This is a genomic window from Sinorhizobium terangae, from assembly GCF_029714365.1.
GTDB lineage: Bacteria > Pseudomonadota > Alphaproteobacteria > Rhizobiales > Rhizobiaceae > Sinorhizobium > Sinorhizobium terangae.
Window position 1 is genome coordinate 577,924 of the sequence record NZ_CP121659.1, and the last position, 20,148, is coordinate 598,071.

Annotated in this window: 19 protein-coding genes; 11 read left to right on the forward strand and 8 right to left on the reverse strand. The window is 62.3% G+C overall.

Annotated elements, in window-relative coordinates:
• Nucleotides 1-150 precede the first annotated feature (150 nt).
• Nucleotides 151-1,452, reverse strand: a complete 1,302-nt coding sequence (locus QA637_RS02690; RefSeq protein ID WP_283063258.1) for a M16 family metallopeptidase — start codon at nucleotides 1,450-1,452, stop codon at nucleotides 151-153.
• A gap of 15 nt (nucleotides 1,453-1,467) precedes the next feature.
• Complete coding sequence (thrC, locus tag QA637_RS02695) at nucleotides 1,468-2,868, reverse strand: threonine synthase (RefSeq protein ID WP_283064848.1); 1,401 nt, start codon at nucleotides 2,866-2,868, stop codon at nucleotides 1,468-1,470.
• A 473-nt stretch (nucleotides 2,869-3,341) separates the two neighbouring features.
• Between thrC and QA637_RS02700 the strand changes: the two genes are divergently transcribed.
• Nucleotides 3,342-3,887 (forward strand): hypothetical protein, encoded by a 546-nt coding sequence (locus QA637_RS02700; RefSeq protein ID WP_184108504.1) that lies wholly within the window; start codon nucleotides 3,342-3,344, stop codon nucleotides 3,885-3,887.
• Between the two features lie 180 nt (nucleotides 3,888-4,067).
• On the opposite strand, the gene QA637_RS02705 is transcribed toward QA637_RS02700, so the two are convergent.
• A complete protein-coding gene (locus QA637_RS02705) occupies nucleotides 4,068-5,174 on the reverse strand; it encodes a branched-chain amino acid ABC transporter substrate-binding protein (protein WP_153442207.1) in 1,107 nt (368 codons plus the stop codon).
• Nucleotides 5,175-5,377: 203 nt separating this feature from the next.
• A complete protein-coding gene (locus QA637_RS02710; protein WP_283063261.1) occupies nucleotides 5,378-6,073 on the reverse strand; it encodes an HAD family hydrolase in 696 nt (231 codons plus the stop codon).
• A 180-nt stretch (nucleotides 6,074-6,253) separates the two neighbouring features.
• Between QA637_RS02710 and QA637_RS02715 the strand changes: the two genes are divergently transcribed.
• From QA637_RS02715 to QA637_RS02725, 3 genes are all read left to right on the forward strand, one after another.
• Nucleotides 6,254-6,922, forward strand: a complete 669-nt coding sequence (locus QA637_RS02715) for a GntR family transcriptional regulator (RefSeq protein ID WP_283063262.1) — start codon at nucleotides 6,254-6,256, stop codon at nucleotides 6,920-6,922.
• Nucleotides 6,923-7,230: 308 nt separating this feature from the next.
• Nucleotides 7,231-7,818 carry a biotin transporter BioY gene (locus tag QA637_RS02720; protein WP_283063263.1) on the forward strand — a complete coding sequence of 196 codons (588 nt, stop codon included), beginning with the start codon at nucleotides 7,231-7,233 and terminating at the stop codon, nucleotides 7,816-7,818.
• A complete protein-coding gene (locus tag QA637_RS02725; protein WP_283063265.1) occupies nucleotides 7,815-8,273 on the forward strand; it encodes a DUF1284 domain-containing protein in 459 nt (152 codons plus the stop codon). The genes QA637_RS02720 and QA637_RS02725 overlap by 4 nt, the downstream gene beginning before the upstream one ends.
• Here the strand turns inward: QA637_RS02725 and QA637_RS02730 are convergent.
• Complete coding sequence (locus QA637_RS02730; protein WP_283063267.1) at nucleotides 8,253-8,933, reverse strand: ArsR/SmtB family transcription factor; 681 nt, start codon at nucleotides 8,931-8,933, stop codon at nucleotides 8,253-8,255. The two genes, QA637_RS02725 and QA637_RS02730, sit on opposite strands and share 21 nt — an antisense overlap.
• Nucleotides 8,934-9,004: 71 nt before the next feature.
• On the opposite strand from QA637_RS02730, the gene QA637_RS02735 reads away from it, so the two are divergent.
• The 3 genes from QA637_RS02735 to QA637_RS02745 all read left to right on the forward strand — a co-directional run bounded on the left by QA637_RS02735 (nucleotide 9,005) and on the right by QA637_RS02745 (nucleotide 10,969).
• Entirely contained in the window at nucleotides 9,005-9,325 is a 321-nt protein-coding gene (locus QA637_RS02735; protein ID WP_283063268.1) for an NIPSNAP family protein, read from the forward strand.
• 4 nt (nucleotides 9,326-9,329) lie between these two features.
• Nucleotides 9,330-9,689 carry an antibiotic biosynthesis monooxygenase family protein gene (locus tag QA637_RS02740; RefSeq protein ID WP_283063270.1) on the forward strand — a complete coding sequence of 120 codons (360 nt, stop codon included), beginning with the start codon at nucleotides 9,330-9,332 and terminating at the stop codon, nucleotides 9,687-9,689.
• Between the two features lie 149 nt (nucleotides 9,690-9,838).
• Nucleotides 9,839-10,969 carry a site-specific DNA-methyltransferase gene (locus QA637_RS02745; protein WP_283063272.1) on the forward strand — a complete coding sequence of 377 codons (1,131 nt, stop codon included), beginning with the start codon at nucleotides 9,839-9,841 and terminating at the stop codon, nucleotides 10,967-10,969.
• A 273-nt stretch (nucleotides 10,970-11,242) separates the two neighbouring features.
• Here the strand turns inward: QA637_RS02745 and QA637_RS02750 are convergent, their stop codons facing one another.
• The 3 genes from QA637_RS02750 to mutY all read right to left on the reverse strand — a co-directional run bounded on the left by QA637_RS02750 (nucleotide 11,243) and on the right by mutY (nucleotide 14,183).
• Complete coding sequence (locus QA637_RS02750) at nucleotides 11,243-12,280, reverse strand: calcium-binding protein (RefSeq protein WP_153442199.1); 1,038 nt, start codon at nucleotides 12,278-12,280, stop codon at nucleotides 11,243-11,245.
• 128 nt (nucleotides 12,281-12,408) lie between these two features.
• Nucleotides 12,409-13,026 (reverse strand): HAD family hydrolase, encoded by a 618-nt coding sequence (locus QA637_RS02755; RefSeq protein ID WP_283063275.1) that lies wholly within the window; start codon nucleotides 13,024-13,026, stop codon nucleotides 12,409-12,411.
• A 65-nt stretch (nucleotides 13,027-13,091) separates the two neighbouring features.
• Nucleotides 13,092-14,183 (reverse strand): A/G-specific adenine glycosylase, encoded by a 1,092-nt coding sequence (mutY, locus tag QA637_RS02760; protein ID WP_283063276.1) that lies wholly within the window; start codon nucleotides 14,181-14,183, stop codon nucleotides 13,092-13,094.
• A gap of 191 nt (nucleotides 14,184-14,374) precedes the next feature.
• Between mutY and QA637_RS02765 the strand changes: the two genes are divergently transcribed.
• From QA637_RS02765 to QA637_RS02780, 4 genes are all read left to right on the forward strand, one after another.
• Nucleotides 14,375-14,887, forward strand: coding sequence for a DUF721 domain-containing protein (locus QA637_RS02765; protein ID WP_283063278.1), 513 nt, complete (start codon nucleotides 14,375-14,377; stop codon nucleotides 14,885-14,887).
• A 117-nt stretch (nucleotides 14,888-15,004) separates the two neighbouring features.
• The gene (locus QA637_RS02770) at nucleotides 15,005-15,820 is read left to right on the forward strand and encodes a DsbA family protein (protein ID WP_283063280.1); all 816 of its coding nucleotides are present in this window, start codon (nucleotides 15,005-15,007) and stop codon (nucleotides 15,818-15,820) included.
• Nucleotides 15,821-15,906: 86 nt separating this feature from the next.
• A complete protein-coding gene (locus tag QA637_RS02775; RefSeq protein ID WP_283063282.1) occupies nucleotides 15,907-16,278 on the forward strand; it encodes an endonuclease domain-containing protein in 372 nt (123 codons plus the stop codon).
• A gap of 283 nt (nucleotides 16,279-16,561) precedes the next feature.
• A complete protein-coding gene (locus QA637_RS02780; RefSeq protein WP_283063284.1) occupies nucleotides 16,562-20,023 on the forward strand; it encodes a chromosome segregation SMC family protein in 3,462 nt (1,153 codons plus the stop codon).
• Nucleotides 20,024-20,148 lie beyond the last annotated feature (125 nt).

The window sequence follows — 20,148 nt, forward strand, 5'->3', positions numbered from 1 at the left end:
CGGCGCCGCCGATCAAGCTTTCCGGTAGCGCCGCCGCACTTCTGAAACGTTGCACAACTTCGCGCTCGAATCGAATCCGATTTTCAGGAATTGTACAAGAAAAACACTTCGGTTTCGCCAGGTTAGGCCGTTGCTCGGCGGCAGATCCGGTCAGATCGCCACGGCATGAGTCTCGGCCGCCCTGGGGCTTAGAGACGACAGGATGTCGCTCATGGGAGCCAGATGTTCAAGTGGGCCGATCGCCGACAACGTCGGGACCGTATCGAAGAACAAGCGACCGGCGAGATCGGTAAGGCGCTCCTTCGTGATGCCGGAGAGCCGTTCCATCAATTCCTCATTGGGGATGGGGCGGCCGTAGAGCATCATCTGGCGGGCGATCTGTCCTGCGCGCGCCGCAGGGCTTTCCTGCCCCATGAGCAACTGCGCGCGGATCTGCGCACGGGCGCGCTCGATTTCCTGCTGCTCGATGCTCATCGATGATTTGCGCAGTTCGTCGACGATCACCGGCATCAGTTCCGGCAGGTTTTCACCGCCGGTGGCAGCATGGACGCCGAAAATGCCGGTGTCGGAGAAGCCCCAGTGAAAGGCATAGACGGAATAACAGAGGCCCCGGTGCTCGCGCACTTCCTGGAACAGGCGCGAAGACATTCCCCCGCCGAGAATGTTGGCGAGGATCTGCGAGCAGTAGAAGTCGCGTGCATGGTAGGCTTTCCCCTCGAAGCCGAGCAGGACCTGCGCATCCATGAGGTCGCGGCTCTCACGGCTGTCGCCGCCGGTGTAACGCGCGGTATCGAGAACGGGAGAGGAGTGCGGCAGGCGCGGCAGGGCGGAAAAGCGTGTTTCGACCTCGCGTACGAAGGCGTCGTGCTCGACCGCGCCGGCTGCCACGATGAAGATCCGGTCGGTCGTGTAGTTGCGGCCGAGGTAATGGCGAATCTGGTCGGGCGAAAACGACATGACGGTGTCCGGCGTGCCGAGGATCGGGCGGCCGACCGTCTGGTCGCGATAGGCCGTCTCGGCGAAGCGGTCGAAGACGACGTCGTCCGGTGTGTCGTCCGCGGCACCGATTTCCTGCAGAATGACGTGTTTCTCACGCCTGAGTTCCTCGGCGTCGAAGGTCGAGTCAGTCAGGATGTCGGCGAGGATGTCGACAGCCAGCGGCACATGATCCTTGAGAACGCGGGCGTAGTAGGAGGTCGTTTCGGTGGAGGTGGCGGCGTTGAGTTCGCCGCCGACATTTTCGATTTCCTCGGCGATCTGGCGGGCACTGCGCCGCCGGGTCCCCTTGAAAGCCATGTGCTCCAGCAGGTGCGCTATGCCGTGTTCATCCACGGTTTCGTTGCGCGAACCGGACTTGATCCAGACGCCGAGCGCCACGCTTTCGAGATGCGGCATTCGCTCGGTCACCACCGTCAGCCCGGAAGGGAGCTGGGTGCACTTAACTTTCATCATACGTTTCTTCTCGTTCTACTCCCGAACGCGGGTACGCTCGCCGATGAAGGTTTCGACGTTCTTAAGCTCCGGGTCCAGGATATCGAAACGCTCCGCCCTATTCATGAGATCAGCAAGCCACGTTGGAAGCGCGGGGTCAATACCACTTGCCGATTTTACTGCGTCGGGGAATTTCGCCGGATGGGCCGTCGCAAGCGTCACCATCGGTGCAGAGGATTTTTCGTGTTTGGCCGCCACGAACACGCCGATTGCTGTATGCGGATCAAGGAGATAGCCGCTGCCCTCAAAGGTCTTGCGGATTGTCTTCGCCACTTCTTTTTCCGAGGCGCGGGCCGCGCGGAACTCCTTGCGAATTTTTTTCAAGGCACCGTCGTCGATCGCGAAGGAGCCCGATTGCCTGAGACCTGCCATGGCAGCACGCACCATGGCCGGATCGCGATCGTAAGCCTCGAACAACAGCCTTTCGAAGTTGGAGGAGATCTGGATGTCCATCGATGGCGATGTGGTTGCCTTGACCTCGCGCATTTCGTATCGGCCGGTTTTCAGCGTGCGTGCAAGAATGTCGTTCTCGTTGGTCGCAATGATCAGCTTGTCGATCGGCAAGCCCATGCGCTTGGCCACGTAGCCTGCGAAGATGTCGCCGAAATTGCCGGTCGGGACGGTGAAGGAAATCTTGCGGTCGGGGCCGCCAAGCGAGATCGCCGCGGTGAAATAGTAGACGATCTGGGCCATGATGCGGGCCCAGTTGATCGAGTTGACGCCCGAGAGCTTGACGCCGTCGCGGAAGCTCTGGTCGTTGAACATCGCTTTGACGAGATTCTGGCAGTCGTCGAAATTACCCTTGATCGCAATCGCATGCACGTTCGCGGCCGTGGACGTGGTCATCTGCCTTTGCTGCACCGGCGAGACCTTGCCGTGCGGGAAGAGAATGAAGATGTCGGTGCGTTCCCTGCCGGCAAAAGCGTCGATTGCCGCGCCACCGGTATCGCCGGACGTCGCGCCGACGATGGTCGCCCGTTCGCCGCGCTCCGCAAGCACATGATCCATCAGGCGGGCGAGCAACTGCATAGCCACGTCCTTGAAGGCGAGCGTCGAGCCGTGGAAGAGCTCCAGCACGAAGGAATTCGCCCCGGTCTGCACCAGCGGCACGACGGCCGGATGCCGGAAGCTGGCATAGGCTTCGTCGATCATCTCGCGAAACTTCGTGGCCGGAATTTCGCCGTTGGTGAAGGGCTCGAGCACGGCAAAGGCGATTTCCTGATAGGACTTGCCGCGCAGCGCCCGTATCTCCTTCTTCGAGAGCGTCGGCCATTCCTTCGGCAGGTAGAGCCCGCCGTCACGCGCGAGCCCTGCGAGGAGGGCGTCGCAGAAACCGAGGGGCGCCGCTTCTCCCCGTGTCGAAACATACTTCACCATTTTCACCCCTTCGTCCTGTCCACGCGTACGGCCCTGAGGTCCGCCCGACCCGGCCGCCTTATTGCGTCAATCCCCGGCAAAACACCCCGTCAATCTTGTCACCATGGCAATTCCGGCTGGCCACGCTCCCCGGAATCTTCTTCATAGGACCGCTGACTGGATCGATTTTTCAAAACGCCGCTGCTATAGACGATGCCCGTGGGCCGTGAAAGGCCCTGACCGAACGTTTTCGGTCGACAGTGCCGCGCGCCTTAATCAGACGCGCAAAGGCCGCACTTTTGAATTGCTGCATGTCTTGTCCCTAGATCGGGTGCATCTAAGGAAACATGCAGTGGAGGCGCGATTGGGATAAAGGGGGGTCACTGCTCCATCGCGCTCTAACCTATCGATATCGATCACGATGATTTTGGATTGATCCAGTCCAAACTCATCGTGATCTGGTGTTTAACCGGGTTCAGCAGAGGTTGTGTAACGTGTTTGGCAAAGTATCTCGCCGTGTTCTCGCCGTATCGCTTCTTGCGGCGCTCGCCGGCTGTAACAAGACGCAAACGGGCGGCGCCATCGAATCTGGCGGAAGTGCGTCCGCCGCTACGCCGGCGGTAATACAGGCGGCCTGCCCTCAGATTACGCTTCGGGACGGGACGTCCAGCTACCGCACCTATGCGAAGGGCGCGAAGGACGATCCGACCAAGGTCGTCTATCAGGCGTCGCTCGCCGACACCACGCGTCAATGCGTGCAGAGTGAAGATGCGCTCAAGGTAACGGTGGTGGTGCAGGGACGTGTCGTGGCGGGCCCCGCTGGAGGACCCGGCAAGGTGACCCTGCCGATCCGTGTTGCCGCGACGGACGGTAAAAAAACGCTTTATTCCGAACTCACCCAATTTCCGGTCGAGGTTCCGCAGGGCAGCGCCTCGACCCAGTTCGTTTTCACCAAGGCCGACGTGACGATTCCCGCTGGTGCCGGCGCCGAGGCCAAGGTTTTCGTCGGCTTCGATGAGGGACCGTACCGGACGCAGTGACTACTGCATGTTTCCTTAAATCGTAGCCGATTTAAGGATAAAAACATGCAGCAAAGCGCTACAGCGTCCTTTGCGCGTCTGGCAAGACGCGCGGCGCTGTAGGTGGACGCGAAATCCCGCAGCGCGCAACAAAAAACGCCGGGGCATGCCCCGGCGTTTTCTTATCCGTTCGCGGCCGCCTTATTCGGCCGGGACGCTCTGGCCGGCTTCCCATTTGTAGAGCGAGAAGCTCGGCGAGGTGAGATCGCCGGTTTCGCCGTAGGTCAGCTTGCCAATGACGGTATCGATCGCGTCGCCGGACTTGATTGCCGTCGCGACTGCGTTCGGGTCCTCGGCGGAGCCCGCCTTTTCGATGCCGGCCTTGAGGACCTGCACGGCGGCATAGGCATTGAGCGTGAAGGCTTCGGCGGGGATGTTCTTGGCCTTGAGGGCCTCAATCACCGGAGCGGCTGCCGGGTTGCGGGTCGCGTCGCTCGCATTGGTGTAAACCGTGCCGCTCGCCGCTTCGCCGCCGATCGCCCAGAACTCGGTATTAGAGAGGCCATCGCCGCCGAGAAGCTGGGCGTTTACGCCCTGGTCGCGCATCTGGCGAACGAGCAAGCCGCCTTCGGCATGATAGCCGCCGAAGTAGACGACGTCGACGTTCTCGGCCTTGAGGCGCGTGACGATGGCGCCGAAGTCCTTTTCGCCGGGGGTCAGGCCCTCATAGACGACTTCGGTGATGCCGCCCGCGTTGATCGCGGCCTTGAACCCGTCGGCAAGCCCCTTGCCATAGGCGGCCTTGTCGTGCAGCACGGCGACGCGCTTGTCCTTTAGGTTCTTGATGACATAGTCGGCGGCAACGACCGCCTGCTGGTCATCCCGCCCGCAGGTACGCAGCACGTTCCACAGGCCGCGGGTCGTGAGGTCCGGCGTCGTCGCCGTCGGCGTGACCATCAGGATGCCGTTTTCCGCGAGCACGTCCGATGCCGGCATCGAGGTGCCGGAGGTTACCGGGCCGACAACATAGCGCAGGCCCTCGCCGGCAAGCTGGTTTGCAACGGATACGGCTTGCTTGGGCTCACCGGCGTCATCGACGATCTTGATGACGATCTTTTCGCCATTGATGCCGCCGGCATTGTTGATGGCCTCGACCGCCGCTTCGGCGCCGTTCTTGACCTGCTCGCCGAAGGCGGCGACCGGACCCGTGAGCGGGGTGATCACGCCAATCGTGATATCGGCATGGGCGAGCGGTGCGAAAGCGACACTGGCCGCCAACGTCAAACCGGTCAATATCGAAAGACGCATAATGTCTCCTCCTTGGAAGTAACGCTTGTAGACTGCTTGATATAGCCCCTGGGCGCAGTGCGAAAGCCATGATTTCCGGAGGAAGGTCACGCGCAATCAATGCGGCATGGCGTCCTCGCGCGCAAAGTGAACGCGCCCCCATCGCAACCCGCGGGATTTTCCGTCCCGGTAGCAGCCGGGGCGAAAAAAGGATCGCACGGCCGTCAGGCCGTCATGGACTCCGACCATTCGGCGAGCGCGGCGATCACGCCGGGCAAAACCGCCATGCGGGAAATCACCGTCTCGGCGCCAGCTTCGGTCAATTTGTCCGCGTGCGAAGGATAGGTATGGGCACCGCCGGTGAAGCCGACGACCCGCATCCCTGCGGCGCGTGCGCCATGAATACCATGCACCGAGTCCTCGATAACGAGGACGCGCGAGGGATCGATACCGAATTGGGCGGCACCGTGCAGGAAGATATCTGGCTTCGGCTTGACGCGGTCCGGGCCGAGATCGCGCGCGGAATAGATATGCTTGCCGAAATGGTCCTTGATGCCGACCTTGCCGAGCATGATGGCAAGGCGCTCGGAGGTGGAGTTGGAGCAGACGCAGTGCGGCAGCGTCAGCTGCATCAGTGCCGGCTTGACGCCCTCGATGATCTTGACATCGCGGGCGAGCCGCTTGTCGAGAATGGCATCGACTTTGTCGATCAGCGATGCCGACAGTGGAATACTCGCCTCTTTCTCGATCGCCAGCAGCGTGTTGTGCCAGGTCATGCCGGCGAAACGCTCGGCCATTTCCTCGACACTGATCGGGTAGCCCGCTTCCGTCAGCAATCCGGCCTCGACTTCCGAGGCGATGATTTCCGAGTCGACGAGCACGCCGTCGCAATCGAAGATAATGAGATCGATACCGGTCATTTGGGGGTCAGTTCCTTGGGAGAAAATACGCCAGCGGCAGGGGGAGGAGTCTGGATCGCGGCGAAAGCGGCAGTTGAGCGAGCTTTATACGACGGCGGTCGAAAGCTCAACCTTTGGAAATCGCCGGATGCGCATGCGAGCTTGCTCGACAGCGTCGGGATGCACCTCTATCTGTAGCGCATGAACAAGGAACGTGACGACACGCTTGCGAGCCGCATCAGCCGCGTGCTTGCCGAAAGGATCATCTCCGGAGTGCTGCCGCCAGGCGAGCGGCTGCGGCAGGATCACGTTGCAGAGGAATTCGGCGCCAGCCATGTTCCCGTTCGCGAGGCCTTTCGTAGGCTGGAGGCGCAGGGGCTTGCCGTGAGCGAGCCGCGCCGCGGCGTGCGTGTCGCTGCTTTCGACCTCCAGGAGGTGCGTGAAGTGGCCGAGATGCGGGCCGCCCTGGAAGTCCTGGCGCTGCGCCACGCCGTGCCTCACCTGACGCCGGCGATCCTGGACAGGGCCGAGGCGGCAACGGCCGCGGCAGACAGTTCCAGAGATGTGCGCTCCTGGGAGGCGGCGAACCGTGCCTTTCACCGGATCATTCTCGAGCCCTGCGGTATGCCGCGCCTGCTCGCCGCGATTGACGATCTTCACGCGGCAAGTGCCCGGTTTCTTTTCTCGGCCTGGCGGTCGAGTTGGGAGGCGCGCACGGATCATGATCATCGCGCGATCCTGACGGCTCTCCGTCAGGGGAAGGGCGACGAGGCGGCCGCCATTCTCGAGCGTCATGTCGGATGGATCGGTAAGACTCCGGTAAGGACGGCCTCAGGCGAAGTTCACGACGCCTTTTCGATCGTCGGCTAGCGCACGCCCGGGGTGGAGTGTTTCGAATTATCTATAATTTTAGAGCGAGGGCTCGCTGAAGGTCCGCCGGGGCCTTCCGGTCGCCTACTGCATGACTCCTCAAGTCGGAATCGATTGAGGAAAAAATCATGCAGCGATTCAAAGCTCTACGGCGCGATTTTGCGCGTCTCAAAAGATGCGCGGCATGTAGGGGCCGGCGATTTCGTAGCCTCTAGCTATTGATTGCACCTCTGCTTACGGGTATTGAGCGAATTATAGATAGTTCTAGAAATTATCTATAATCGTGAAATACTGGTTTAGGAGAACCCATGTCCGAACTCGTTTCTGCGTCTGCCTTCGATCCGCTTCGTCTCGGCGGTAAGGCGTTGCCGCTCAAGGCCCTGTTCGTGCTGGCAGGCACCGGCTTTCTTGCGCTTTCTTCGCAGATCAGCGTGCCGATGGTGCCGGTGCCGATCACCATACAGACGTTCGCAGTCACCATGATCGGTGTCATCTACGGCTGGCGCCTCGGCGTGGTCACAATCCTCGCCTGGTTGGCGGAAGCCATCGTCGGCTTGCCGGTGCTTGCAAACGGCGCCGGCGGCATCGCCCATTTCGCCGGTCCGACCGCCGGCTATCTTGTCTCTTTTCCGTTGATCGGCGGCCTTGCTGGTTGGCTGGCTGGCCGGGGCTGGACGGGCGATCGGGTGGTGCTGAGCTTCCTCGCGCACTTTTCCGCCAACATACTCTGCCTCGTCATCGGCGCGGCCTGGCTCGCGACGCTGATCGGCCTTGAGAAGGCGGTCATGTTGGGTGTCGTCCCGTTCCTGCTCGGTGCCGTCCTGAAATCGGCGCTCGCCGCCGCAGTTCTGAAGGGGATCCAGGACCGCGTTCGTGAGCCGGCGGACCTGCTGTGACGGTTCGCCTGCGCGGGCATCACCTTCTGTGTCTGCTGACTTTCGTGGGCGAGGGCTATACGCCCTCGTTCACCCGCAACTACCAAGTCGTTGCCCGTCGCCTTTCCGCCGGCGAGCCGATCGAGATCGTCGAAGGGCCGGACGATATCTGTGCGCCGATGCTGGGTTTGGCCGAAGCTCATTGCCGCAACGAGAATATCCGCGGTCGCGACAGTCGGGCCTTGGCTGCAGTAGCCGACCTGCTTGGGTTTCCGCTTGGCCCGGGCTCCGTTCTCATTCTCGACGACCGGCGTCTTCAGGACCTGCGCGGCGCCTTTGCGCTTGGTTCTGTCCGTGGTGCCTGCGATGAATGCGAATGGTCCGCCCTCTGCACGCGCGTCGCGCGCGATGGCTTTGCCGGCGCGGTGGTTCGAGGCGGGTGGGCGCCGCCTGCCCTATTGGGGGAAGAGCTCTAAGAAGGCTTTTTCGCCGGTATCGGTAAAGCGAATGGCGCGGCTGTTCTGCTCGCGCCTCGCCCACCCCTTGTCGATGAAGAGGGTCAGGAGTGCCTCGCCGAGCGAGCCGGCAAGATGCGAGCGGCGCTCGCTCCAGTCGAGGCAGGTCCGGCAGATCGGCCGCCGGGATTTCTTGAGCGCGGCATAGTCGATGCCCAAGGCCTCGACGCGCGCCTGACCGGCATCGGTCAGCACAAGGTCATCACCGGTTACCTCGATTTGGCGCGCGGCGACCAGGCTGTCGAGCATGCGTACCCCGTAGTCACCGGCGAGGTGATTGTAGCAGACACGCGCCTTTCTGAGTGCCGGGTCCTTCGGTCCCGGTCGATGCCGCGTCAACCCACGGCTTGCCGCAAAGCCCATGATGCTTTCGAGCATCAGCCCGACCTCGTCCTCGCTCAAGGCATAATAACGGTGGCGGCCCTGCTTGCGCTGCGTGAGCAACCCGCCGGCCTCCAGCTTGGCAAGATGCGAGCTTGCGGTCTGCAGCGTTATTCCGGCATGCGTCGCAAGCTCGGTAGCCGTCAAAGCCCGGCCGCCCATCAACGCGGTCAGCATGTTGGCGCGCGCAGGATCGCCGATGAGCGAGCCGATCAGGGCAATGTCCGGACCTTCCTTCATACTTCGATCATAATCGAAGCATTCGCGCCGAACAAGGCGGCATAGTTGTCTTCATCACGAAGGAGACGACCATGATCACCTGTTTTATCCGTTACGAGATCGACCCGTTCCGCAAGGACGATTTCGCGGCCTATGCCCGCAATTGGGGCGAAGCCATTCCCCGCTGCGGTGCCGATCTCATCGGCTATTTTGGCCCGCACGAGGGCTCTGCTACGATTGCCTACGGCGTCTACAACATCGAAAGTCTTGCCGCCTACGAAGCCTATCGAGCGCGGCTCGCCGCCGATCCGCTCGGTCGCGAGAACTATGAATTCGCCAGGCGTGAGCGCTTCATTCTCAAGGAGGACCGTATCTTTTTGAGGAACGTCTCTCTGCCGCAAGGAAAGGAATGACGCGATGATTGCGGTAATATTCGAAGTCGCGCCGTCCGAGGACGAGCGTGACACCTATCTTGGCCTTGCCGCCGATCTGCGTCCTCGGCTGGACGGGATCGACGGCTTCATTTCGATCGAGCGGTTTCAAAGCCTTGCCGATCCGAACAAATTGCTGTCGCTTTCCTTTTGGCGAGACGAGGCGGCGGTGAAGGCGTGGCGTAACGGTGCCGAACATCGCGCCGCCCAGGAGGCAGGACGGCACGGCGTCTTTGCCGATTATCGGCTGAGGATCGCGACGGTCGTCCGGGACTACGGCCTCAACGATCGCGATCAGGCGCCGCCGGACAGTCGCGAATGGCATGAACGAGCCGAGACGACTTGAGAATGCGCCGCACCAGTGAGCCACTGAGCGACGGTCGGTCGGCATAAGCATGGACGCGAATTTTTCCGGAACGGTTTCAGCCTTTGGTAACCATCTTCGGTAACCATAAGCGTATAGTCAGTCCGAGTAAGCGTTTTTGCGAGTTGTCCATGTCTTCAGTTGTTTCGCTTGCCGAAATCTCCCGTGCCGCCCGTCCGTTGAACTGGCTCGACAGCATCATCAAGGGAGATTGCGTGGCCGCGCTGAACGCGCTTCCCGATAATTCCGTCGATGTCGTTTTTGCCGACCCGCCCTACAATCTCCAGCTCGGCGGCATGCTGCACCGGCCTGACCAATCGCTGGTCGATGCCGTCGACGACGACTGGGACCAGTTCGCTTCCTTCGAGGCTTACGACGCCTTTACCCGCGCGTGGCTGCTTGCCTGCCGCCGTGTCCTGAAGCCGACCGGCACGCTCTGGGTGATCGGCTCCTACCACAATATCTTCCGGGTCGGTGCGATCCTGCAGGACCTGCATTTCTGGATCTTGAACGACATCATCTGGCGCAAGACCAATCCGATGCCGAACTTCAAGGGCCGCCGTTTCCAGAATGCGCATGAAACGCTGATCTGGGCGACGCCGAACGCAAAGGCCAAGGGCTACACCTTCAACTACGAAGCCATGAAGGCGGCAAATGACGACGTTCAGATGCGCTCCGACTGGCTGTTCCCGATCTGCTCCGGCGCCGAGCGTCTGAAGGGTGACGATGGCAAGAAGGTGCATCCAACGCAGAAGCCGGAAGCCTTGCTTGCCCGTATCCTGATGGCCTCGACCAAGCCCGGCGACGTCGTGCTCGATCCCTTCTTCGGCTCCGGCACCACCGGTGCCGTCGCCAAGCGCCTCGGCCGCCATTTCGTCGGCATCGAGCGCGAGCAGGATTATATCGATGCCGCGGCGGAACGCATCGCCGCCGTCGAGCCGCTCGGTAAGGCGACGCTTTCCGTCATGACGGGCAAGAAGGCAGAGCCGCGCGTTGCCTTCAACACGCTGATCGAAAGCGGGCTGATCAAGCCCGGCGCAGTTCTGACCGATGCCAAGCGTCGCTACAGCGCGATCGTGCGCGCGGACGGAACGCTTGCCTCGGGTGGCGAGGCCGGTTCCATCCACCGCCTTGGCGCGAAGGTACAGGGCCTTGATGCCTGCAACGGATGGACATTCTGGCACTTCGAAGAGGGCGACAGCCTGAAGCCGATCGACGAACTCCGATCCGTCATTCGAAATGACCTGGCAAAACTGAACTGATCAACCAGTTCCGCTCGGGTCTTCGAAAAGCGCTCCATCCGGTTTTTGTACCTTCAGTCCCGGAGGGAGAGCTTTAAACGCCCGGAATCCGATGAGGATTCCGGGCGTTTGTATGAAGTAGGAACGGCCCTTCATCCGGCCTGCCGGCCACCTTCTCCCCGCTTTTGCGGGGAGACGATCGCATACGCTCCGGGCCATAGAATCGCTGGTTTTTGGAACAGCGAGGCCCCGGCTGCTGTTCGCAGCCAGGGCTCCATGCCAAAAAGCAAACAATCAGAGGAAGAAGTCGTCGACCCGCAGGCTGGAGACGCCGTTTACCTTGATCTGGAAATCGGCGTAGCCGTCGCCATTGACATCGCCCGAGACGACGCCGGAGCGGAAATTCAACTCGCCCGCCTCGCCGGAAAAGCCGCGGCTGCCGATGAAGGTAAAACTCTGGTTTCCGCTCCAGGTCGTGTCGGCGTCGATCGTCGAAAGGTCGATGACGTCCCATTCCGACCGGTGGAAGTCGGCGATCACGTCGCGCCGGCTGCCGACGGCCGATTCGCTGATCGAGTTAAAATCGAAGCTGTCGGTGCCGGTGCCGCCGTTGAGATAGTCGAAGCCGGTGCCGCCGCGCAGGATATCGGCGCCCGAACCACCATAGAGATCGTCGTCGCCGGTGCCGCCATCGAGGAAATCGTCGCCGCCGAGGCCTTCGAGAATGTCGTGGCCGCCGAGCCCACGCAGCACATTGGCGACCGAGCTGCCGGTGATGTCGTCATGGCCGTAGTTGGTGCCCGTCGCATTCTCGATGCTGATCAGGTCTTCCCGGCGGCCGGTGCCGGTGGTCGCATATTTGTAGCCGAGGTCAATCGTCACGCCCCGGCCGCGCTCCGAACCGAAGCTGTCCTGCAGTTGATAGCTGATGGTGTCGACGCCGGTGCCGCCGTTGAAGTAGTTCTTGAACCCGACGGAAAGGAAGGTGTCGTTGCCGCTATCGCCGTAATAGTCGCTGGCATAGGTTTCGATCTCGAAGCGGTCGTTGCCGCTGCCGCCGTAAACCACGTCGTAGGAGCTGGCGTCACGGACACGGGCATCGGCGATATAAAGATCGTCGCCGGCGCCCATGAAGATATCGTTGCCGCCCTCGAAGTAATTAACGACGACATCGTTGCCGTATCCCGCATCGACGAAGTTATATCCGCCGTAACTGTCGGTCCTGTTCAGATAAATCTGATCGTTTCCATCAAGGGCATAGATCTCTACCGAGATATAGCCGTTCTGGACGATCTTGTCGCTGTAGTTCGTGCCGTAGATACGCGTGGCCATGGAACAGAACCTTTCATAGTGGGCGTCGAATTCTGGTCCTGATCATGAACGGCGCGAGCTGAATGGCGGCTGAACCGATTGTGGCGCTTTGATGATTTTACAGCCAGTACGGGCATCCCCGAACGGTCTTAGTGCTGTATGCCATAGCAGGCGAGATCGACCTTCAGCTTCTCGGCGTCGGTGAAGTGAACCGCGTGCCAACCCGCAGTGCGCGCGCCCTCCACATTGGCCATGCTGTCGTCGATGAAGAGCGTGGCGGCGGGCTCCAGATCGAAGGCTTTCGCATGGGCCCGATAGATCGCGACTTCCGGCTTGATCAGGCCGACATCGCCGGAGACCGTCACGCCGCGTGCCAGCGTCAGGAAGGGATAAAGCTTCTGGGCCTCGCGGAAGGTGTCCGACGCAAAATTGGTAAGCATGGTGACGTCGCGCCCTTCGGCGATCAGTCCCTCCATCAGGGAAACGGTCTCGACATAGGCATGCGGCACCATCTCGTGCCAGCATTTGCGAAACGCCCGAATCTGGTCCTCGCGATCCGGGTGTACCCGAACCAAAATCTCCTCCGCTTCTTCCCACGAGCGTCCTCGATCCTGCTCGACGTTCCAGTCATGGGTGCAGACATTGGCGAAGAACCAGTTGCGCTCGGCTTCATCCGGAATGATGCGGCAGTAGGGAAGACGCGGATCGTAATGGATCAACACCTTGCCGATGTCGAAGACGATGTGGCGGATGTTTGCGCTGCTCATCGGCAATCCTTAGATGTTTCAAAGTCCTGTGCGGGGAAACTGATGAAAACGCTTCTCGCCTGAGCCTAGCTTCGCTCGGTCTTGAAGGCGTTTGGTATAGCCTGGGCGATTGCCTTTTTCATGACGGTTGGCAATGCTTGCGCCCCGAGCGATGCGACCGGCTCCCACCATCCGTTCGTTCCCGTCTCGGGGCGCTGAACATTGGCGCGGTAGACCGACAGGCGCAACTTGAAATGCGTAAAAACATGCGTGATCGTTCCGCAGGCCTCCCAAGGCGCGGCAAACGGTTGGGCATCGACCGAGGTTTCGCCGTCGTGGCGGGCGGTCCATCCCGTTCCGGGCACCTCGGTCATACCGCCGAGAAGGCCGGTGTCGGCGCGCTTCCGCAGATAGACGGCGTTCGAGCGGTTGATCGCCACGAATGCGGCGCCGAGGCGCAGCGGTTTTTGCCTCTTTTCCGCCTTGCGTGGAAAGGTTTCGGGGTCGGCCGTTGCAAGCGCCATACAGCTTGCGCGGAAGGGACAGAGCGAGCAGGCCGGCCTTTTCGGCGTGCAGATCGTCGCGCCGAGATCCATCATCGCCTGCGCGAAGTCACCCGGGCGGTCCTCAGGCGTCAGGGCAAGGACTCGCGCCCGCATTTCCGGCTTGGCCGCCGGCAGTGGCGTTTCGATGGCGTAGAGCCGCGAGATCACGCGCTCGACATTGCCGTCGAGAACGGCGCTTCGGCGGTTGAAGGCGATCGCCGCGACTGCCGCCGCCGTGTAGCCGCCGATACCGGGAAGTGCTTTCAGCGTGTCCTCACTGTCCGGAAAGCGTCCGCCGTGCTCGGCCGCCACCGCTTCGGCACATTTCTTCAAGTTGCGCGCACGGGCGTAATAGCCGAGCCCAGCCCAAGCTTTCATCACGTCTTCGGTATCCGCAGCGGCAAGATCGTTGATCGTCGGCCACAGCGTCAGGAACTTGTTGAAATAGGCCTTGACCGCCTGGACGGTGGTCTGCTGCAGCATGACCTCGGACAGCCAGACGTGGTAAGGATCGGCGATGACGCCCTTTCGCGCCATTGGCGGCGAGACCCGCCAAGGAAGATCGCGGTGGTGGCGATCGTACCAGTCGAGAAGAAGAAAGGTGGCGTCCGCCGCCGGGGTGTCGTGCTTCATTTGCCGGGGAATCCTTTTCCGGCCTATAGTTGGATGACGTCACTACAGCGCCGCGCGTCTTATGACACGCGCAAAGGACGCTGTAGCACTTTGAATTGCTGCATGTTTTTATCCTTAAATCGGCTACGATTTAAGGAAACATGCAGTAGCCTTCAAGGCGCAATCGGAACTGCAAACAGAAAGTCGTGCCGGTGAATCAAGAGAAGGCCCGCAGGGGCGTCGTCCAGATCAGCGAGGTCGCAAACGGCCTGATCGACCCGGTGCTCGCCAAGCGCGCGGGCATCAACACCATGCTGCTGGGCTCCTGGGACGAAATCGCCGGTCCGGAGTTTGCCGACTGTACACGGCCGGAAAAAATCGCCTGGCCGCGCCGTGCTTCTGAGATGGGCGGCGAGGGCGGCCATCAGCCTGGCGTTCTGACCGTCGCCTGCGAGGGCGCGAGAGCGCTTTTCCTGACCCACGCCCAGGGCGAACTGATCCAGCGGATCAACGGGTTTTTCGGTTTCTACGCGATCGGTCAGGTCCGGATCGTGCAGAAGCCGGTTGCAGCCGCACCCAAGCCGTCCCGTCGTCAGCGTCCGCTCGTCGGCGAGCCTGCGCGAAAGCTCGAAGCCATGGTGGAAGGTGTGGAAAGCGAGGCGCTGAAGGCCGCGCTCCGGCGTCTTGGTACATCAGTGTTTTCGTCGCGCAGGAAGGAAACGTGATCTTCAAGCGGTCACGTTTCTTTGAATTCAGTTGAGACGGCGCCCCTTGTCGCCTCCAGCAAGGCAAGTTATCGAATTCGCAATTTAATTTTCCCTCACAGAACACGGGTCACATTCATGTCCGCTTCCGAAAAGAGCCTTTCGAAACGCCTTCTGGGCGGTGCCGCCGTCGCCGCGCTCGCCCTGATGCTCGCCGCCTGCAGCGAGGAGAAGAAGGAGACGGCTTCGACTGCGCCGACTGAAACCAGCGCGACCACGGAGGCGACGACAACTGCGTCCACGCCGGCAGCACCCGCCGCCACCAGCGAGGCGAAGCCTGCTGAAACCGAGGTCGCTCAGGCAGCCACGCCCCCGGCGGCCAAGGTTGAACTGCCACAGTCGGAAGGCAGCGTCGACGTGAAGAAGCTGCTCGAACCGGGCGCGCTGCCGGAAATGGCTCTGGGTGAAGCCAATGCGCCGGTGACGATCGTCGAATACATGTCGATGACCTGCCCGCACTGCGCGAACTTCCACAACAAGACCTTCGACGCGATCAAGGCGAAGTATGTCGACAGCGGCAAGGTCCGCTTCATCGTGCGCGAATTCCCGTTCGATCCGCGCGCCGCCGCGGCTTTCATGCTGGCACGCTGCGCGCCCGAGGGGCAGTATTTCCCGATGATCTCGATGCTGTTCAAGCAGCAGGAGCAGTGGGCCGCAGCGCAGAACGGCCGCGATGCGCTCCTGCAGATGTCGAAACTCGCCGGTTTTACACAGGAGAGCTTCGAGGCCTGCTTGACGAACCAAAAACTTCTGGATGATGTGAATGCAGTGATGCAGAGGGGCGCCAAGGATTTCGGCGTCAAGTCGACGCCGACCTTCTTCGTCAATGGTGAGCACTATTCGGGGGACATGTCGGTTGACGTTATGTCGGCCCTCATCGACAGCAAGCTCTGATCCTTCGCTTATTCGAATGGCGGGCGACGGCGGCAGCCGTGCGCCCGTTTTTTGCATTCGGTGCTTACAGCAAGTGAGGGCATCGCATGCCTCACGTTGATGTTTTGCCGAGAACCCGCGCCAATGCGCGCCGCATGCGCAGTGCGATGACAGATGCAGAACTCAAGCTCTGGAACGAGTTGCGTGCGCACCGCCTGATGGGGCTAGGCTTTCGCCGGCAGGTTCCGATTGCCGGCTACGTTGTTGATTTTGCATGCGCCGAGCATCGGCCGATCGTCGAGGTAGACGGTTCACAGCATGCGAGAGCAGGGGATATCGATTACGACCGGCAGCGTACCCAGCGTCTGGAGGCGGACGGTTGGACGGTACTGCGTTTCTGGAATGATGACGTGCTGCGCGATATCGATAATGTGTGTGAGCACATCGTGCGCGTGATCGGGGAGGGGGCATTCGAGTGATGCATTCGTGGCCCACCCCCCTCTGCCCTGCCGGGCATCTCCCCTACAAGGGGGGAGATCGGCGAGCGGCAACGCCCCGCTTCACCAGCAGGCCACCGTATTGGTTCATCCCTGGCGTGGTCTCGGCACACGCGATGTTATCGCGGGGCAGGGCTGCGCTTCTGGCCAATCTCCCTCCTTGTGGGGGAGATGCCCGGCAGGGCAGAGGGGGGTACCGCACGGCTCCTGCAGCCGATGTATTCGGCAGAGGGGGGTACCTGCCGTCCGCCCCAGCGTCCCGCCCATGAAGTTCAACAAGCTCCGCCTGCTCGGCTTCAAGTCCTTCGTCGAACCGACCGAATTCGTTATCGAGCGCGGCCTGACCGGCGTCGTCGGGCCAAACGGCTGCGGCAAGTCGAACCTTGTCGAGGCGCTGCGCTGGGTGATGGGCGAAAACTCCTACAAGAACATGCGCGCCTCCGGCATGGATGACGTGATCTTTTCCGGCTCTGGAAACCGGCCGGCGCGCAACACGGCTGAGGTCGGCCTTTATCTCGACAATGGCGATCGCACCGCACCCGCCGCTTTCAACGACAGCGACGAGATCCAGGTGACCCGCCGCATCGAGCGCGAGCAGGGTTCGGTCTACCGCATCAACGGCAAGGAAGCGCGTGCCAAGGACGTGCAGCTGCTGTTTGCCGACGCATCGACCGGCGCCCGCTCGCCATCGATGGTCGGGCAGGGGCGGATCGGCGAACTGATCGCCGCCAAGCCTCAGGCCCGCCGTCAGCTGCTCGAAGAGGCGGCCGGTATCTCCGGCCTGCATTCCCGCCGCCATGAGGCGGAACTGCGCTTGCGGGCGGCCGAGACCAATCTCGAGCGGCTCGACGACGTGACGTCCCAGCTCGAAAGCCAGATCGAGAGCCTGAAGCGCCAGTCCCGCCAGGCCAACCGCTTCAAGATGCTGTCGGCCGATATTCGCCGGCACGAGGCGATCCTCTTCCATATCCGCTGGGTGCAGGCCAAAGAGGCGGAAGCCGAGGCGACAAGCCAGCTGAACGAGATCACCGCACTGGTCGCCGAAAAGGCGCAAATACAGATGGAAGCGGCGAAGGCCCAAGCGATCGCCAGCCTCAAACTGCCGGAGCTGCGCGAGAACGAGGCGAAGCTCGCGGCGGCGCTGCAGCGCCTGCAGATCGCCCGTTCGCAGCTTGAAGAGGATGCCGGCCGAATCCTCAGGCGCCGCGATGAATTGCAGCGCCGGCTGGCGCAACTCGCCGAGGATATTGCGCGCGAGGAGCGGCTGGTCGCAGACAATGCCGGCATTCTCGCACGCCTCGACGAGGAGGAAGCGGAGCTTCGTGACGTGCTGGCGGAGGCGGATGACCGCGCCGGCGAGACGCGCGAACGGCTCGATGCTGCCAACGAGGCTTTGGCGATCAGCGAAGCCGAGCTCGCACGGCTGACGGCCGAGCGTGCCGAGGCGCAGGCGGGTCGCAATCAGATCGAAAGAACGCTTCGCGATCTCTCAGAACGCCAGGCGCGCCTCGTCCGCCAGCTTTCCGATCAGACACGCGATCTCGATGATCTCGACCGGCAAATGGCGGCGCTTCCCGATCCGCATGAAAAGCAGGGACAGGTGGAGGTCGCGGAGGCTGCACTGGAGGAAGCCGAAGCGGCCGTCGTCTCCATTGAGGAGGCGCTCGCCCACGCCCGTGCCGACGAGGCTGCTGCCCGCCCGCCGGTCGATGAGGCGCGTGCAGCGTTGAATGGCATCGAAGCCGAGGCACGCACGATCCGCCGGATGCTGGAGGCGGCCGGCGGCGGCGCCTATCCGGCGATCGTCGAGGAGATGAAGGTCGAACGCGGCTTCGAGACGGCCCTTGGTGCGGCGCTCGGCGACGACCTTGATTCGCCATTGGACCAGGCGGCGCCCGCACATTGGCGAATGCCCGGCGATCATTCTGCCGATCCGCCCTTACCGGCAGGTGCCGTGCCGCTTGACGGCTATGTGCGCGCACCGGATGCGCTCAAGCGGGCGCTTGGCCAGATCGGGATCATCGAAAGCGAAGCGGAGGCGGAGCGCCTGCTACCGCTTTTGAAGACCGGCCAGCGCCTGGTGACAAAGGAAGGCGCGGTCTGGCGCTGGGACGGGCACGTGACGGGGTCGGAGGCGCCGAGCGCCGCAGCCTTGCGGCTCGCGCAGAAGAACCGGCTTCTCGAACTCGAGAGCGAGACCGAGGATGCGACCGAAGCGCTGCGGCGGGCCGAAGCCGATCTCACCGCGGCCGGTGCACGCATCCGTGCCGAGGATGAGCGGCTGCGGCTTGCGCGCGATGCCCAACGCATGATCGGCCGTCAACTTGCCGAGGCGCGGGAAGCGCTGGCTGCAGCCGAGCGTGCCTCGGGCGATCTCGCCCGCCGCCGCGCCGTTCTTGCCGAAACCAGGCTTCAACTGCAGGGGCAGGTCGAGGAGGCGGCAGAACAGATCGAGGCGGCCAACGACGCGCTCGCCACAACCCCGGATCTCTCCGAACTTGAGCTCAATCTGCGCAACCAGACGACGGCGGTTGCCGCCGATCGCGCCGCAGTCGCGGAGGCGCGTGCTGCCCATGACAGTCTCGCCCGCGAGAACGAGATGCGCTTGCGCCGCCTTTCGGCAATCGCCGCGGAGCGCGAGACGTGGCGGGCGAGGGCAGCGAGCGCCGAGCAACATATCGACACGCTGCGCGAGCGCGAGGCCGAAGCGCGGGACGAAGTCGAAGAATTGGTGGCTGCGCCCGACGAGTTCGAGCACAAGCGCCGCGCGTTGATGAACGAACTGCAGAAGGCGGAGGCTTCGCGCCGCGAAGCGGCCGACGTTCTCGCCGAAGCTGAAGGCCGCCAGCGGGAGGCGGATCGAGCTGCCGCTGCTGCGCTTTCGGATCTAGCCGAGGCCCGGGAAAAGCGCGGTCGCGCGGAAGAGCGCCTGGTCTCGGCCCGCGAGCGTCGCGTCGAGATCGAGGCGCGCATTCACGAGGGCCTTGCCTGCGCGCCGCACGAGGTGATGCGCTTGACCGGACTTGCCGCCGACGAGGCGCTGCCCGGCATGCACGGCGTCGAGCGCGAGCTCGAACGGCTGAAGATCGAGCGGGAACGGCTCGGCGCCGTCAATCTTCGCGCCGAGGAAGAGCAGAAGGAACTCTCCGAACGCCTGGCGGCGATCCTCAAGGAGCGCGACGACGTCATCGAGGCGATCCGCAAGCTCCGCAGCGCCATCCAGAACCTCAATCGCGAGGGGCGCGAGCGGCTGATCGCCGCCTTCGATGTGGTCAACGGGCAGTTCCAGCGGCTGTTCACCCACCTCTTCGGCGGCGGTACCGCGGAACTGCAACTGATCGAGAGCGACGATCCGCTGGAGGCCGGCCTCGAGATCCTCGCCCGTCCGCCCGGCAAGAAGCCGCAGACGATGACGCTGCTCTCGGGCGGCGAGCAGGCGCTGACGGCGATGGCGCTGATCTTCGCCGTCTTCCTCACCAATCCGGCTCCGATCTGCGTGCTTGACGAAGTCGACGCCCCGCTCGACGACCACAATGTCGAGCGCTATTGCAACCTGATGGACGAAATGGCGGCCTCGACCGAGACCCGCTTCATCATCATCACCCATAACCCGATCACGATGGCGCGCATGAATCGTCTCTTCGGCGTTACCATGGCCGAGCAGGGCGTCTCGCAACTCGTCTCCGTCGACCTGCAGACGGCCGAACGCCTGCGGGAAGTGGTCTGAACAGCCCGCCCCAACTAGGTCAGGCGACGTCGAATGACGCGGCTGTCTTGGCTGGCTTGGCGTTCGTTTCAATTTTGATGCACCGCAGCAAAAATCTTCGTCCAGTGCATTTTCAGTCCGAAACA

Coding starts and splice junctions, on each gene's coding strand:
- QA637_RS02690 (WP_283063258.1), bottom strand. CDS start 1,452: ATGATGAAAGTTAAGTGCACCCAGCTCCCTTCCGGGCTGACGGTGGTG.
- thrC (WP_283064848.1), bottom strand. CDS start 2,868: ATGGTGAAGTATGTTTCGACACGGGGAGAAGCGGCGCCCCTCGGTTTC.
- QA637_RS02705 (WP_153442207.1), bottom strand. CDS start 5,174: ATGCGTCTTTCGATATTGACCGGTTTGACGTTGGCGGCCAGTGTCGCT.
- QA637_RS02710 (WP_283063261.1), bottom strand. CDS start 6,073: ATGACCGGTATCGATCTCATTATCTTCGATTGCGACGGCGTGCTCGTC.
- QA637_RS02715 (WP_283063262.1), top strand. CDS start 6,254: ATGAACAAGGAACGTGACGACACGCTTGCGAGCCGCATCAGCCGCGTG.
- QA637_RS02720 (WP_283063263.1), top strand. CDS start 7,231: ATGTCCGAACTCGTTTCTGCGTCTGCCTTCGATCCGCTTCGTCTCGGC.
- QA637_RS02730 (WP_283063267.1), bottom strand. CDS start 8,933: ATGAAGGAAGGTCCGGACATTGCCCTGATCGGCTCGCTCATCGGCGAT.
- QA637_RS02735 (WP_283063268.1), top strand. CDS start 9,005: ATGATCACCTGTTTTATCCGTTACGAGATCGACCCGTTCCGCAAGGAC.
- QA637_RS02740 (WP_283063270.1), top strand. CDS start 9,330: ATGATTGCGGTAATATTCGAAGTCGCGCCGTCCGAGGACGAGCGTGAC.
- QA637_RS02745 (WP_283063272.1), top strand. CDS start 9,839: ATGTCTTCAGTTGTTTCGCTTGCCGAAATCTCCCGTGCCGCCCGTCCG.
- QA637_RS02750 (WP_153442199.1), bottom strand. CDS start 12,280: ATGGCCACGCGTATCTACGGCACGAACTACAGCGACAAGATCGTCCAG.
- QA637_RS02755 (WP_283063275.1), bottom strand. CDS start 13,026: ATGAGCAGCGCAAACATCCGCCACATCGTCTTCGACATCGGCAAGGTG.
- mutY (WP_283063276.1), bottom strand. CDS start 14,183: ATGAAGCACGACACCCCGGCGGCGGACGCCACCTTTCTTCTTCTCGAC.
- QA637_RS02770 (WP_283063280.1), top strand. CDS start 15,005: ATGTCCGCTTCCGAAAAGAGCCTTTCGAAACGCCTTCTGGGCGGTGCC.
- QA637_RS02775 (WP_283063282.1), top strand. CDS start 15,907: ATGCCTCACGTTGATGTTTTGCCGAGAACCCGCGCCAATGCGCGCCGC.
- QA637_RS02780 (WP_283063284.1), top strand. CDS start 16,562: ATGAAGTTCAACAAGCTCCGCCTGCTCGGCTTCAAGTCCTTCGTCGAA.